The 15,674-nt window shown below is 61.3% G+C and carries 9 protein-coding genes and 1 pseudogene; 7 read left to right on the top strand and 3 right to left on the bottom strand.

Annotation, left to right across the window (positions count from 1 at the left end; all coding sequences use genetic code 11):
• Window positions 1-177: 177 nt before the first annotated feature.
• The 6 genes from dnaA to eutC all read left to right on the top strand — a co-directional run bounded on the left by dnaA (window position 178) and on the right by eutC (window position 9,983).
• Window positions 178-1,770, top strand: coding sequence for a chromosomal replication initiator protein DnaA (gene dnaA, locus A3AC_RS0107135; RefSeq protein WP_025598091.1), 1,593 nt, complete (start codon window positions 178-180; stop codon window positions 1,768-1,770).
• A gap of 225 nt (window positions 1,771-1,995) precedes the next feature.
• Window positions 1,996-3,099 (top strand): DNA polymerase III subunit beta, encoded by a 1,104-nt coding sequence (gene dnaN / locus A3AC_RS0107130; protein WP_025598090.1) that lies wholly within the window; start codon window positions 1,996-1,998, stop codon window positions 3,097-3,099.
• A gap of 113 nt (window positions 3,100-3,212) precedes the next feature.
• Window positions 3,213-5,684: a DNA topoisomerase (ATP-hydrolyzing) subunit B gene (gene gyrB / locus A3AC_RS0107125; RefSeq protein WP_025598089.1), complete on the top strand. Its 2,472-nt coding sequence runs from the start codon at window positions 3,213-3,215 to the stop codon at window positions 5,682-5,684.
• A 602-nt stretch (window positions 5,685-6,286) separates the two neighbouring features.
• Entirely contained in the window at window positions 6,287-7,690 is a 1,404-nt protein-coding gene (gene eat / locus A3AC_RS0107120) for an ethanolamine permease (RefSeq protein ID WP_025598088.1), read from the top strand.
• A 65-nt stretch (window positions 7,691-7,755) separates the two neighbouring features.
• Window positions 7,756-9,150, top strand: coding sequence for an ethanolamine ammonia-lyase subunit EutB (locus tag A3AC_RS0107115; RefSeq protein ID WP_025598087.1), 1,395 nt, complete (start codon window positions 7,756-7,758; stop codon window positions 9,148-9,150).
• A complete protein-coding gene (gene eutC, locus A3AC_RS0107110) occupies window positions 9,147-9,983 on the top strand; it encodes an ethanolamine ammonia-lyase subunit EutC (RefSeq protein WP_025598086.1) in 837 nt (278 codons plus the stop codon). The genes A3AC_RS0107115 and eutC overlap by 4 nt, the downstream gene beginning before the upstream one ends.
• Window positions 9,984-9,991: 8 nt before the next feature.
• Here eutC and A3AC_RS0107105 read toward each other — a convergent pair whose 3' ends face one another.
• Window positions 9,992-10,387: a DUF779 domain-containing protein gene (locus A3AC_RS0107105; protein ID WP_025598085.1), complete on the bottom strand. Its 396-nt coding sequence runs from the start codon at window positions 10,385-10,387 to the stop codon at window positions 9,992-9,994.
• Between the two features lie 72 nt (window positions 10,388-10,459).
• Window positions 10,460-11,980 (bottom strand): aldehyde dehydrogenase, encoded by a 1,521-nt coding sequence (gene adh / locus A3AC_RS0107100; protein WP_025598084.1) that lies wholly within the window; start codon window positions 11,978-11,980, stop codon window positions 10,460-10,462.
• A gap of 344 nt (window positions 11,981-12,324) precedes the next feature.
• Between adh and A3AC_RS0107095 the strand changes: the two are divergent.
• Window positions 12,325-13,386: pseudogene (locus A3AC_RS0107095) on the top strand (helix-turn-helix domain-containing protein); the annotation flags it as partial.
• 51 nt (window positions 13,387-13,437) lie between these two features.
• On the opposite strand, the gene A3AC_RS0107090 reads toward A3AC_RS0107095, so the two are convergent.
• Window positions 13,438-15,612 (bottom strand): heavy metal translocating P-type ATPase, encoded by a 2,175-nt coding sequence (locus tag A3AC_RS0107090; RefSeq protein ID WP_232231910.1) that lies wholly within the window; start codon window positions 15,610-15,612, stop codon window positions 13,438-13,440.
• Window positions 15,613-15,674: the final 62 nt, after the last annotated feature.

Genomic DNA, 15,674 nt, shown 5'->3' with positions numbered 1-15,674 from the left:
GCGTTAGAATCTCGCCTTACTTCCCAAAAATGATGCACGCCGCTCCGGCTCGCTTGCCCCGCAAACCCTTGTGGCACAAGCGCCTGGGGCTGTTACGCCTGGCTGCTCCGGGCCTTGTTGCGTGCGCGCGACGGGGGCAGCGGCGAACCCCGTGCACACCATAACGACAGCAACTTGATGAACGAATTCTGGCAACACTGTTCCGCATTGCTGGAGCGTGAACTCACGCCCCAGCAGTACGTGACGTGGATCAAACCGTTGGCCCCGGTCGCCTTCGACGCCGCTGCGCACACGCTCAGCATTGCTGCGCCGAACCGCTTCAAGCTCGACTGGGTCAAGAGCCAGTTCTCCGGCCGCATCGCGGATATGGCCCGCGATTTCTGGCATGCCCCGATCGACGTGCAATTCGTCCTCGACCCGAAAGCCGGCATGCGCGCGCCTGCGGCAGCGGCGCCGGCTGCGCCGCGCGCGGGTTCCTCTTCGGCGCATGCGGGCGGCAATTTCGGCAGCAATTCCGGCGGCAATGCGGCTGTGAATGCCGCCGTCGGCGCGGTGCAAGCGGCGCAGGCCGCGCGCGCCAATCCGACCCTCGCCGCACAGAACGCGAACGCGCGCGCGGCCGCGGAAGACGCAGCCGACCTCGACCTGCCGAGCCTCGACGCAAACGAAGCCGCGGCGGCGCGCCGCACTTGGCGTCCCGGCCAGAGCGCGAGCTCGAACGGCTCGGGCGACAACGACTCGATGTACGAACGCTCCAAGCTGAACCCGGTACTGACCTTCGACAACTTCGTGACCGGTAAGGCCAACCAGCTGGCGCGCGCTGCGGCGATCCAGGTCGCGGACAATCCCGGCATTTCGTACAACCCGCTCTTCCTCTACGGCGGCGTGGGTCTGGGCAAGACTCACCTGATTCACGCGATCGGCAACCAGTTGCTGATGGACAAGGCCGGCGCGCGGATTCGTTACATCCACGCGGAACAGTACGTGTCCGACGTGGTGAAGGCGTATCAGCGCAAGGCGTTCGACGACTTCAAGCGCTACTACCACTCGCTGGATCTGCTGCTGATCGACGATATTCAGTTCTTTTCGGGCAAGTCGCGCACGCAGGAAGAGTTCTTCTATGCGTTCGAGGCGCTCGTCGCGAACAAGGCGCAGGTCATCATCACGAGCGACACGTATCCGAAGGAAATTTCGGGTATCGACGACCGCCTGATCTCGCGCTTCGACTCCGGCCTCACGGTGGCCATCGAGCCGCCCGAGCTGGAAATGCGCGTGGCGATTCTGATGCGCAAGGCGCAGTCGGAATTCGTCAGCCTGAATGAAGACGTCGCCTTTTTCGTCGCCAAGCATTTGCGTTCGAACGTGCGTGAACTGGAAGGCGCGCTGCGGAAAATTCTCGCGTACTCGAAGTTCCACGGTCGCGAAATCACCATCGAACTGACGAAAGAAGCGCTGAAAGATCTGCTGACGGTGCAGAACCGGCAGATTTCAGTGGAAAACATTCAGAAAACGGTGGCTGACTTTTACAGCATCAAGGTCGCGGACATGTATTCGAAGAAGCGTCCGGCGAACATCGCGCGGCCGCGGCAGATTGCCATGTATCTGGCGAAGGAGCTCACGCAGAAGAGTCTGCCGGAAATCGGCGAACTGTTCGGCGGACGAGACCACACCACGGTGCTCCACGCGGTGCGCAAAATTGCCGACGAACGCAGCAAGGACGCGCAGCTGAATCACGAATTGCACGTGCTGGAACAGACGCTGAAGGGCTGAGCGGCGCGGGTGGAAAAACGACCTGTTTATTTCCAAAGTCGCCCCCAATTTAGTGAGGCGGTTCCTTTTTCAGGCACAATACAGGTTTAACCGCCCGGCGCGGCCGCGGGCGGATTTCACGCCGTGACAGGCGCTGCGTGGCGCCGGCGGGGAGCCACGGCTGCGTGCGGAAATGCCTTGAACGGCTCGAAGGCGCGCAGACCGTTATATCAACGAAGGAACTCTATGCAACTGGTCAAGACCGAACGCGATAACCTCCTCAGGCCGCTGCAAACCGTGAGCGGCATTGTCGAACGCCGCCATACGTTGCCGATCCTCGCCAATTTGCTGATTACCAAGAACGGCGCGGACGTGTCGTTCCTGTCAACCGACCTGGAGTTGCAGATCACCACGCGCGCCGATTTCGGCGTGGGCGGCGAATCGGTGGCGACGACGGTGGCAGCGAGAAAGCTCCTCGACATTCTGCGCGCCATGCCCGACGGCCAGGTCACGCTCACGCTGAACGACAAGCGTCTGACGGTGCAATCCGGCAAGAGCCGTTTCGCGCTGCAAACGCTGGCCGCGGACGAGTTCCCGACGGTCGCGCAAGCTAAAGACTACGGTGCGAGCCTCGTGGTTCCCCAAAAGACGTTCCGCCAGTTGCTCGGCATGGTCCATTTTTCGATGGCCCAGCAGGACATCCGCTACTACCTGAACGGCATGCTGCTGGTGGTGGATGGCGACCAGCTGATGGCAGTCGCGACAGACGGCCACCGCCTCGCGTTTTCGTCGATGAAGATCGAGGGCTCGTTCGCGCGCCAGGAAGTGATCATTCCGCGCAAGACGATTCTCGAACTGCAGCGCCTGCTCGAAGACATCGACGACACGCTGAAGATTGACATCGCGCAAACGCAGGTGAAGTTCACGTTCGGCCAGGTGGAACTCGTGTCGAAGCTCGTGGAAGGAAAATTCCCCGACTTCCAGCGCGTGATTCCGAAGTCGCACAAGAATCAGTTCGTGATCGGCCGTGAAGAACTGCAGCGTTCGCTGCAACGCGCGGCGATTCTGACGTCGGACAAATTCAAGGGCGTGCGCTGCATCATCGAGCCGGGCCAGTTGAAGATCATGTCGACCAACGCCGATCAGGAAGAGGCGCAGGAAGAACTGGAAATCGCGTACGACGGCGACAGCGTCGATATCGGGTTCAACGTCACGTATCTGCTCGACGTGCTCGCGAACCTGAAGGTCGACATGCTGCAAGTGAGCCTCGGCGACGCCAGCTCCAGCGCGTTGATCACGATTCCCGAGAACGACGAATTCAAATACGTGGTGATGCCGATGCGCATCTGACGCGTCCAATACCAGGAACACACCAAGGGGCGCAGTGCCCCTTTGGCGTTTTTATGGCGTTTTGAAAAGTCCCGAGCAGCAACCCAGCAGTAATGCAGAACCGGAAAAAATCCATGACTGAAACGAACAATACGCAACCCGACAACAGCTACGGCGCCTCGTCCATTCAGATCCTCGAAGGTCTGGAGGCGGTGCGCAAGCGGCCGGGGATGTACATCGGGGATACATCGGATGGCACCGGTTTGCACCACCTCGTGTTCGAAGTGCTCGACAACTCGATCGACGAAGCGTTGGCCGGGTATTGCAACGACATCCAGGTGATCATTCACGCCGATAACTCCATCTCGATCACCGACAACGGCCGCGGCGTGCCGACCGGCCTGAAGATGGACGACAAGCACGAGCCCAAGCGCAGCGCCGCTGAGATCGTGATGACCGAGCTGCATGCCGGCGGCAAGTTCGACCAGAACAGCTACAAGGTGTCGGGCGGCTTGCACGGCGTGGGCGTTTCGTGCGTGAACGCGCTCTCCGCTTGGCTGCGCCTGACCGTGCGCCGCGACGGCAAGAAGCACTTCATGGAGTTCCACCGCGGCGTGCCACAGAACCGCGTGATTGAAGAGATCGACGGTGTGGCCGTGTCGCCAATTCCGGTAGTGGGCGAGACCGAAAACCGCGGCACGGAAGTGCATTTCATGGCCGACGAGACGATCTTCGGCAACGTCGAATATCACTACGACATTCTGGCCAAGCGCATTCGCGAGCTGTCGTTCCTGAATAACGGCGTGCGCATTCGCTTGACCGATCAGCGTTCGGGCAAGGAAGACGATTTCGCGTTTGTCGGCGGCGTGAAGGGTTTTGTCGAGTACATCAACAAGACCAAGAGCGTGCTGCACCCCACCATTTTCCACGTTAGTGGCGAGAAAGACGGCGTGGGCGTGGAAGTGGCCATGCAGTGGAACGACAGCTACAACGAAAACGTGCTGTGCTTCACGAACAACATTCCGCAGCGCGACGGCGGCACGCACCTCACCGGTTTGCGCGCGGCCATGACGCGCGTGCTGAACAAGTACATTGCCGATCACGAAGTCGCGAAAAAGGCGAAGGTCGAGACGTCCGGCGACGACATGCGCGAAGGCCTTTCGTGCGTGCTGTCGGTGAAGGTGCCCGAGCCGAAATTCAGCGCGCAGACCAAGGACAAGCTGGTGTCGTCGGAAGTGCGCGCGCCGGTGGAGGACGTGGTTGCCAAAGCGCTCGAGGAATTCCTGCTGGAAACGCCGAACGACGCGAAGATCATTTGCAGCAAGATCGTCGACGCAGCTCGCGCGCGCGACGCGGCCCGCAAGGCGCGCGAGATGACGCGCCGCAAGGGTGTGCTCGACGGCGTCGGTCTGCCCGGCAAGCTTGCGGACTGCCAGGAAAAGGATCCGGCGAAGTCGGAGATTTATATCGTCGAGGGCGACTCCGCAGGCGGCTCGGCGAAGCAGGGCCGCGACCGCAAGTTCCAGGCGATCCTGCCGCTGCGCGGCAAGGTGCTGAACGTGGAGAAGGCGCGTTACGACAAGCTGCTTTCTTCGGAACAGATCGTCACGCTAATCACTGCGCTCGGCTGCGGCATCGGCAAGGAGGACTACAACCTCGAGAAGCTGCGTTATCACCGCATCATCATCATGACCGATGCTGACGTGGACGGCGCGCACATCCGCACGCTGCTGCTCACGTTCTTCTATCGTCAGATGCCGGAGATGATCGAGCGTGGGTATATCTATATCGCGCAGCCGCCGCTGTACAAGATCAAGGCGGGCAAAGACGAGCGGTATCTGAAGGATGAGACCGAGGTCAATGCTCACATTCTGAAGCTCGCGTTGCAGGGTTCGGAGCTGCTGCCTTCCGAGAACGCGACGCCGATTACCGGCGACGCGCTCGGCGAGTTGGCTCGAGCCTATTTGCTGGCGCAGGCGGTGGTGGACCGGTTGAGCCGCTTGTACGACGCGGGCGCGCTTGAGGCCGTAATGGATGGCGTGGTAATCGACCTCTCCAGTGAAGCTGCGGCTGAGGCATCGGCCAGGGCTCTTGAAGCAAAGCTGCGTGATGATGCTTTGAAGCCCGAGGTTACCGTGACTACGATGTACGACCCGGTGCGCGAATTGCGCTCGCTGAAGGTTGCGCGGACGCATCACGGCAATCAGAAAATCTCTGTGCTCGACGAAGAGTTTCAATTGACTGCCGACTATCAACAGTTGGTGAACACCGCGAATACGTTCAAGGGATTGATCGGCGCCGGCGCCGTTATCAAGCGTGGTGAGCGGAGTATGGCTGTTGGCGACTTCAAGTCTGCGATGAAGTGGCTGTTGGCTGATGCTGAGCGGAATGTATCCAAGCAGCGCTATAAAGGCTTGGGCGAGATGAACCCGGAGCAGCTTTGGGAGACGACGATGGATCCGGCTGTGCGTCGATTGCTTCGCGTGCAGATTGAAGATGCTATTGCAGCCGATGGTATCTTTACGACGCTGATGGGGGATGATGTGGAGCCGAGAAGGGCTTTTATTGAATCTAATGCGTTGCGGGCGGGGAATATTGATGTTTGAGGGGTGTTGTAGAAGATAGCCTCATAACCTGAGAAAAACAGACCCATAAGTTGAGAAACTTATGGGTCTTTTCTATTGGTAGCTTGGATTTATCGAGACTTCGTCGACGGCACCGTATTAGCCGGAACTAGCGGTCGCACGCCGTAGCTGACATCTCAAGCGTGCGTTTTGCGACGCGAGCTGTAACAAGAGCCACTCGAACGTCCCTTCAGATAACCTTGCCACCAGCCCTTTGTGAGCAATTCCACTGCAGCTCGGGACATTCGTGGCCAGGTCCGCTGTGGAGCGAAAAAAGCCCGCCGATTAGGGGGCTATCCACAAGCGAGGGCATCGCTTGTTAACTATTACTACGTATACATATACAAAGACTATAAAAACACAGACGCACCTGCAGCCGCGGCGCGATAAACGAGCAACCGGCAGGGATTCCCAAACCGGGCCCCGCCCACCCGCCCAATCAAGCCTGCTGGGACGGAACCCCAACTTTGCCGAATTTCGATAACACATCGAATAATGGCTCACTACCATCGGCGAAAGCCTGCCCGCCCATGCACCGCAAAGCCTTGCGGTGTCCAGCAAGCGGCAAACTCAGGGAGCGTCCGATGAAGTCAGAGTCCAACAGTCAGCACGTCGGTAAAGTCACGCATCACGAGTTAAAGCAGACGCTCGGCACGTGGCAACTTTGGGGCATCGCGGTCGGCCTCGTGATTTCCGGCGAATATTTCGGCTGGAGCTACGGCTGGGCGAGCGCGGGTACGCTCGGCTTCGTGATCACGGCGATCTTTATTGCCGCGATGTACACCACTTTCATTTTCAGCTTCACCGAACTCACCACTTCGATCCCGCATGCGGGCGGCCCGTTCGCCTACGCGCGTCACGCGTTCGGCCCGACCGGCGGCTATCTCGCGGGCGCGGCCACGCTGGTCGAATTCGTGTTTGCGCCGCCGGCCATTGCGCTTGCAATCGGCGCGTATCTGCACGTGCAGTTTCCGGGGCTCGAACCGAAACACGCGGCAATGGGCGCGTATCTCGTCTTCATGGCCTTGAACATAGTCGGCGTGCAGATCGCCGCGGCCTTCGAGCTATGCGTTACGTTGCTCGCCATTTTCGAATTGCTGGTGTTCATGGGCGTCGTTTCGCCGGGCTTTCAGTGGTCGAACTTCACGAAAGGCGGCTGGGCCGGCGCGGATACCTTCAGCATGGGCTCCTTCAATGGCATGTTCGCGGCGATTCCGTTCGCGATCTGGTTTTTTCTCGCCATTGAAGGCGTCGCGATGGCCGCGGAAGAAGCGAAAAACCCCAGGCGTTCCATTCCGATCGCGTACGTCGCCGGCATTCTGACGCTGGTGGTGCTGGCCATCGGCGTGATGGTGTTCGCGGGCGCGGCCGGCGACTGGACGAAGCTGTCGAACATCAACGACCCGTTGCCGCAAGCGATGAAGTTCATCGTCGGCGAAAATAGCGGCTGGATGCACATGCTCGTGTGGCTCGGTCTGTTCGGTCTCGTCGCGTCGTTTCACGGCATCATCCTCGGCTATTCGCGGCAGATTTTCGCGCTGGCTCGCGCCGGCTATCTGCCGGAGTGGCTTTCGAAAGTGCATCCGCGCTTCAAGACGCCGCATCGCGCGATCCTGGCTGGCGGTGTGATCGGCATCGCGGCGATCTACAGCGACGAGCTGATCCAGTTCGGCGGCCAGACGCTCACCGCGAACATCGTGACGATGTCCGTGTTTGGGGCTATCGTGATGTATATCATCAGCATGTTGTCGCTCTTCAAGCTGCGCCGCGCAGAACCGGACCTTGAGCGTCCGTTCCGCGCGCCGCTTTTTCCGCTGTTCCCGGCGTTCGCGCTGGTGGCCGCGGTCATCTGTCTGGCGACCATGGTGTACTTCAACTTTCTGGTCGCCGTGGTGTTTGCCATCTTCCTCGCGCTCGGCTACGTCTACTTCCTCATGACGCGCCAACAACGCGAGGCCGCGCCGGCGGACGCATTGCTCGAAGAATGACGGGAATGACGAACCAGGCCGCTGCGCGCGCAGCGGCGCTGCACACGTAAGCTGGAGTCGCGACAATGAGCTATACGGAGACAATCGGCAGCCGCACTTATCGCTTTGCCGATCTGAAAACACTCATGGCGAAGGCGAGCCCGCAACGTTCCGGCGATCAACTTGCGGGCGTCGCGGCGGCGAGCGAGGAGGAACGTGTCGCCGCGAAAATGGCGCTGGCGCAGGTGCCGTTGCGCACGTTCCTGAATGAAGCGTTGATTCCCTACGAAAGCGACGAAGTCACGCGTCTTGTGATGGACGATCATTCGCCGCAGGCATTCGCCGAGATTTCGCATCTGACGGTAGGCGACTTTCGAAACTGGCTGTTGAGCACGTCGACGGATGCGGATGCGCTCACACGTATCGCTTCAGGCCTCACACCGGAAATGGTGGCAGCCGTTTCGAAGCTGATGCGCAATCAGGACCTGATCGCAGCTGCGCGCAAGCGTCCGGTGATTACGCGCTTTCGCAACACGGTTGGCTTGCCGGGTCACATGTCGGTGCGTCTCCAACCCAATCATCCGACGGATGACGTAAAAGGTATTGCGGCCTCTATGCTCGACGGCCTCATGTACGGCTGCGGCGACGCGATGATCGGCATCAATCCCGCCAGCGACAACCTCGCCGCCATCACCAGACTGCTGCTGATGATCGACGATTTCCGTCAGCGCTATCAGGTACCCACTCAGTCCTGCGTGCTGACGCACGTCACCAACACAATCGCCGCGATCGAAAAAGGCGCGCCCGTCGACCTCGTGTTCCAGTCGATTGCGGGCACGGAAAAAGCCAACGCCGGTTTCGGCATTTCGCTGGCGCTGCTGCAGGAAGCATACGAAGCAGGACTGTCGCTCAAGCGCGGCACCGTCGGCAGCAATCTGATGTACTTTGAAACCGGACAGGGCAGCGCATTATCGGCGGATGCGCATTTCGGCGTCGATCAACAGACTTGCGAGGCGCGCGCCTATGCTGTCGCGCGCAAGTTCAATCCGTTTCTCGTGAATACCGTGGTGGGTTTTATCGGCCCCGAGTATCTGTATGACGGCAAGCAGATCACGCGCGCGGGTCTCGAAGACCACTTCTGCGGCAAGCTGCTCGGCGTGCCGATGGGTTGCGACATCTGCTACACGAATCATGCGGAAGCCGACCAGGACGACATGGACAACCTGCTCACGCTGCTTGGCGTGGCGGGCATCAACTTCATCATGGGCATTCCCGGTGCGGACGACGTGATGCTCAATTATCAAAGCACGTCGTTTCATGACGCACTGTATGTGCGCGAAGTGCTCGGCTTGCGCCGCGCGCCCGAATTCGAGGAATGGCTGGAGTCGATGCAGATCACCGACGCACGCGGTGCACTGGTGAGCGCATCGGCACAGCAACCGCTGCTCGAAGGCGCGCGCGACTGGATGGGTATCGCATGAGCGACTTTGTCGACAAGAACCCGTGGAATGCGCTGCGTCAGTTCACCAACGCGCGCATTGCATTGGGCCGCGCGGGCAACAGCGTGCCGACAGCGCCTTTGCTCGCATTCAATCTTTCGCACGCGCAGGCGCGCGACGCCGTGCATCATCCGCTTGATACGGACGCATTACATCAGCAGTTGCACGCGTTGTCGTTCAGCACGCTTGATGTGCATAGCGCCGCGCCTGATCGCGAGCATTATTTGCGGCGTCCCGATCTCGGCCGGCGATTATCGGAAGAAAGCCGTGCCGCGCTCGCGCAATTAGCGGACGAATCGCCTGATGTGGTGTTCGTGATCGGCGACGGGTTGTCGGCGTTCGCTGCATCGAAGCAAGCGGTTCCGCTGCTGCAAGCCGTGGTCCCGCAACTCGCGGATTGGAAGATCGCGCCTGTGGTCGTCGCGCGGCAGGCACGCGTTGCGCTTGGCGACGAGATCGGCGAGTTGCTGCACGCGAAGATCGTGGTGATGCTGATCGGCGAGCGGCCAGGGCTAAGTTCGCCGGATAGCCTCGGCATTTATCTCACGTACGCGCCGAAAGTGGGCTGCAGCGACGCGCAGCGCAATTGCATTTCCAACGTGCGCCCCGAAGGGCTCGACTATCCGCTCGCTGCGCACAAGCTGCATTATCTGCTTACGCATGCGCGGCGTCTGGAGCTCACCGGCGTCGGACTGAAAGATGACAGCGACGCGTTGCTGCCGGCCGCGCCTGCCGCGCCTGCGATCGGCGGCGCGGCGAGCTCAAACGCCAGTCCAGACCCGACGAGCCCCGACGCAAACGCCAGCGCGACCTAGCAGCGAATTCACGCATCGGCGCGCAGCACAGGATGCGATGCGAGCCACGCGTTCTCGTCGTCGGCGAATAGACGCGAGCGCGTGAGAAAGCGCAGACCAGTCGGCCGTTCGAGCGAGAACATGCCGCCGTTGCCCGGCACCACGTCGATAATCAGCTGCGTGTGCTGCCAGTACTCGAACTGCGAATCGCTCATGTAGAACGGCACGCCCGCAATGGTGCCGAGCTTCACGTCCGACGAACCGACCATGAATTCGCCTTGCGGAAACATCATCGGCGCGCTGCCGTCGCAACATCCGCCGGATTGATGGAACAGCACATCGCCATGTTGCGCGCGCAATCTGTCGATCAACTCGATTGCAGCGGGCGTTGCAATCACGCGAGCCACTTCCTTTTCGTCGGCCATCATATGTCCTTGCAGAAATGAAGCGAGCCGCGCATAGCGGCCCGCATCAGCACAATTCTCGTGTTTGGACGCTTAGAAGAAACCGAGCGGTTTCTCGCTATAGCTGACGAGCAGGTTCTTGGTCTGCTGATAATGGTCGAGCATCATCTTGTGATTCTCGCGGCCAATGCCCGATTGCTTGTAGCCGCCAAACGCCGCGTGCGCCGGATACGCGTGATAGCAATTGGTCCACACGCGGCCAGCCTGAATCTGCCGGCCGAAGCGATAGGCGCGCGTGCCGTCGCGTGTCCAAACGCCGGCGCCGAGACCGTAGAGCGTGTCGTTGGCAATCTCGAGCGCTTCTTCTTCGGTCCTGAACGTGGTGACGGAAACCACTGGCCCGAAGATCTCTTCCTGGAAGATGCGCATCTTGTTGTTGCCGCGGAACACGGTCGGCTTCACGTAATAGCCCTTGCTCAACTCGCCGCCCAGCACGTTGCGTTCGCCGCCAATCAGACACTCGGCGCCTTCCTGCTTGCCGAGGTCGACATACGAAAGGATCTTCTCCAACTGCTCCTGCGAAGCCTGCGCGCCGATCATCGTCTTCGTATCCAGCGGATGACCCTGCGTAATGGCCGCGACGCGTTTCAATGCACGTTCCATGAAGCGGTCGTAGATCTTTTCGTCGATCAACACGCGCGAAGGGCACGTACACACTTCGCCCTGGTTCAGCGCGAACATCGCGAAGCCCTCGAGCGCTTTATCGAAGTAGCTGTCGTCCTGATTCATTACATCGGCGAAAAAAATGTTGGGGCTCTTGCCGCCAAGTTCGAGCGTGACCGGAATGATGTTCTGGCTTGCGTACTGCATGATCAGGCGGCCGGTCGTGGTCTCGCCTGTGAACGCGATCTTCGCGATGCGCTTGCTCGATGCGAGCGGTTTGCCCGCTTCCAGACCGAAACCGTTCACGACGTTCAGCACGCCCGCGGGCAGCAGATCCTGGATCAGTTCGACGAGTACGAGAATCGACGCGGGCGTTTGCTCGGCGGGTTTGAGCACCACGCAATTGCCGGCCGCGAGCGCGGGCGCGAGCTTCCATACGGCCATCAGGATCGGGAAATTCCACGGAATGATCTGGCCGACCACGCCGAGCGGCTCGTGAAAGTGATAGGCCACGGTGTCGTCGTCGATCTCGGAGATCGAGCCTTCCTGCGCGCGCACGGCGCCGGCGAAGTAGCGAAAGTGGTCGATGGCAAGCGGAATGTCGGCGGCCATCGTTTCGCGCAGCGGCTTGCCGTTGTCGATCGTTTCGGCGACGGCAAGGCGCTGCAGGTTTGCTTCCATGCGGTCGGCAATGCGGTTCAGAATGTTCGCGCGATCCGTCGTCGAAGTTTTGCCCCACGCGGCTTTGGCGCGGTGCGCTGCATCCAGTGCGAGTTCGACGTCTGCTTCACGCGAGCGCGGAATCGAGGTGAAGGGCTCGCCGGTGACCGGCGATACGTTGTCGAAGTACTCGCCGCCCACGGGCTGCACCCATTCGCCGCCGATAAAATTCGCATACTGCTTTTTGTACGGGAATTCGGTCGTCAGAAACTGCATCTCCGCGTGATTCATCTCAGTGCTCCTCACATGTTTGAATGGGCTATAGTCCGCGCGATGTCGCGCTCGGTTGCAATCCGTTGAAGCTGGCCGCGACACCCGTAGAGCCAGAACCATGCCAATGCACCCGGCTGGTGAGCCGTGCACGCGCGGCAGGCACGAGCGCACCGAAGCATGTGCCGTGAGACCTGATTAGCGGTGGGCAGGCGCGTCGTTTCTGATCAATGCAGTTGTTGCTGTTCATGAATTGAACAGGGACCTGGCCCATGCTGGAGCAATCGGTGCGGTGGCTGGGCGCACATGACCGGCATGACACTTGCCTTGTTTTTCTCCTCGATAATCAATCGCGCGGAATCGCCATGACGATCGAAACCCTCAGCGACAGCTTCGCCAGCCTGGCCACCGGTGTCCATTCATCGCCTGCACCGCAGGCCGGCTTTCGCGTGCAAACCTGCGTCGCTCATGACGCGGACGAACAGGCGCGCAACCTTCATGGCTGGCATCAGACCTACGATCAGCTGACCTCGGGCAGCTTCGTGGGTGGCCTGACGGAGCTGTGCCTCGATCACATGCAGGTGTTCGTCGAAACGACGAGCCACACGTTGCGGCAAACCTGCGAGGTGCAGAAAGACGCCTACTGGTTCGGCATTCCGACGTGTCAGGCCGGCTCGGGACGCATCGATACGCAGATGATCAGCGGCGACGCCCTCGCGTTTCGTCCAGGCGGCATCGAATTCGAACTGCTGACATCGTCGGGCTACGAGATTTTTGGCGTGGTGGTGAAGGGCGACGTGTTGCGCCGATACGCGGCGGAAGTGGAGCACGTAGGGCTCGCCGAAGCGTTGCCGGACAGGGAGGTGGTCTCCATCGGCATGGACCGCAAGCAGCGTTTGTGTGCTTCGTTGCGCGAGTTTCTCGAACGGAGTGCGGCGAGCGGCGCGCCTTTGTCGCCGTCCGCACGCGACGACCTGCAGGCCGCGGTGCTTTCGTCGCTGTTCGACGCAGGCGCCTTGCCCGCGTCCTCTGAGCAGATTGCGATACCGGTTCGCGCGCGGCGTCAGTCGATCGTCTCGGAAGCGCGCGATTATGTGCTTGCCCATCGCGACCGCGCGGTCGGAGTGCCAGAGCTTTGCGAGCGTTTGCATGTGAGCCGGCGCACTTTGCAGTACTGCTTTCAGGACGTGCTCGGCATGGCGCCCGCCCATTATGTGCGGGCGCTTCGCCTTAACGGCGCGCGGCGCGATCTCTGCAACGCCTCGCGCGATTCGCGCTCCGTGCAGGACGTGGCGGCCGCCTGGGGCTTCTGGCACTTGAGCCAGTTCGCCGCGGACTACCGCAAGCTCTTCGGCATGCGGCCTTCGGATACCTTGAAGGCTGCAATCGGCGCGCACGCTGCAACGAATAGCCGCTCGTTCGCGCACGAAGCGGCTTTCAATGAACGGCGCGTGGGCTTGCGTCGTGTCCTCGGCGCTTCATTTGCGCAGCAGCCGCAAGCCGTTCGCGACAACCAGCAGGTTCGCACCGACGTCGGCGAACACGGCCATCCACATCGTGCCGAGACCCATCACCGTCAACACCAGAAAGACGCTCTTGATGCCGAGCGCGAGCGCAATGTTTTGCACGAGCACTAAATGCGTCGCTTTCGACAGGCGGATGAAGAGCGGAATCTTGCGCAGATCGTCGTCCATCAACGCGACGTCGGCGGTTTCGATCGCCGTGCCGGTACCCATTGCGCCCATCGCGAAGCCGATGTCGGCGCGCGCAAGCGCGGGCGCGTCGTTGATGCCGTCGCCGACCATGCCCACTGTCGCGCCTTCGGCCGACCACTGCGTCACAGCGTCCAGCTTGTCTTGCGGCAACTGGTTGCCGCGCGCTTCGTCGATGCCGACCTGCGCAGCAATGGTCGCGGCTGTGTGCGGATTGTCGCCGCTGAGCATGGCGGTGCCGACGCCTGCGCGATGCAGTTCGGCGATAGCCGCGCGGCTCGTCTCCTTGACGGTATCCGCGACCGCGAAGAGCGCGAACACACGTTGTGCGTCGCTTAGCAGTACGACGGTTTTCCCCTGACGCTCGAGCGCGTCGAGCCGTGCTTCGAGCGATGGCGAGCATCGCCCGAGTTCTTCGATAAGCCGATGATTGCCGAGCCAGTACGTGAGACCGTTTATCTCGCCGCGCACGCCGCGTCCGGCGAGCGATTCGAATGAATCGACAGTGACGGTTGCCACGCCGTTCTTTTGCGCGGCGCTTGCAATTGCCATCGACACGGGATGGTCCGAACGCGCCGCAAGACTCGCGGCAAGCGTGCGGCAGCGTGTGATGTTTGCATCGGCGTCTGCATCGGCAACGGCATCCGTTTCGGCGAGCATCGCGAAATCGGTTTGCACCGGCTTGCCATGCGTGATCGTGCCGGTTTTATCGAACGCAAGGCGGCTCAGCTTGCGGCCCTGTTCGAGGTAGACGCCGCCCTTGATGAGAATCCCCTTGCGCGCAGCCGCCGCGAGACCGCTAACGATCGTGACCGGCGTCGAAACGACGAGCGCGCACGGACACGCAATCACCAGCATCACCAGCGCCTTGTAGATCCACGCCTGCCACATCCCCCCGAAGAAGAGCGGCGGCACGAGCGCGACCGCCAGCGCGACTGCGAACACCAGTGGCGTGTAGACACGCGCGAACTGATCGACGAAACGTTGCGTGGGCGCTTTGCTGCCTTGCGCCTCTTCGACTGCATGAATGATGCGCGCGAGCGTGGTGTTGCTGGCCGCGGCCGACACGCGATAATCGAAAGAGCCGGCCTGGTTGATGGTGCCCGCGAACACGGCGTCGCCGACGCTCTTGTCGACCGGCAGGCTTTCTCCGGTGATCGGCGCCTGGTCGACGCTCGAGCGTCCCGCGACGATCTCACCATCGAGCGCTATCCGCTCGCCCGGCTTCACGCGAACGAGCGCGCCCGGCGTAATCGCCTGGAGACCGGTGAGCCGCCATTCGCCGTCTGGCTGCTGCACGCTCGCCTGTTCAGGCGTGAGTTGCATCAAACCCTGAATCGCGTTGCGCGCCCGGTCGAACGATCTCGCCTCGATCAATTCCGCGACGGTGAAAAGCACCATCACCATCGCCGCTTCCGGCCATTGGCCGAGGATCAACGCGCCGCTCACCGCGATGCTCATCAACGCGTTGATGTTGAGGTTGCCGTGGCGAAGGGCCAGCCAGCCCTTGCGATATGTTGAAAGGCCGCAGGAGCCGATTGCAAAGAGCGCAAGACCCGCTGCCATCCAGGCAGGCGCGCCAAGCCAGCCAGCGGCCTCTGAAGCCGCCGCAGCGACGGCCGCGAGGGCGAGCGGCCACCACGTCCGCGACCTGGGCTGAGCGGGCGATGCGTCCGGAGCGGCTCCCAATGCGCGTTGCGAATCGGCATCCGCGAGTTCGGGCGTAAAGTCGAGCGAGCGCAGCGCGCCGACAATCGAGTCGAGCTCACCCGGCGCATGCACGACGGTCAGCACGCGCTGCATGAGATTGAACTCCATGCTGCGCACCTCGGACATGCGGCTGAACTTCTTGCGGATCAACGCTTCTTCGGTCGGACAATCCATTTGCATGATGCGGATAGCCGTGCGCACATCGCCCGCCACGGCTTCGGATTGGGGCAAATCTGCGCGCAACGTCGCCGGGGCATGACCTGCAGCGCCGCAGCAGGCCGCGCGTGCGGAGG

It is taken from the genome of Burkholderia sp. WSM2230 (genome assembly GCF_000472445.1).
Lineage (GTDB): Bacteria > Pseudomonadota > Gammaproteobacteria > Burkholderiales > Burkholderiaceae > Paraburkholderia.
This window is presented reverse-complemented; position numbering and strand designations above follow the sequence as displayed.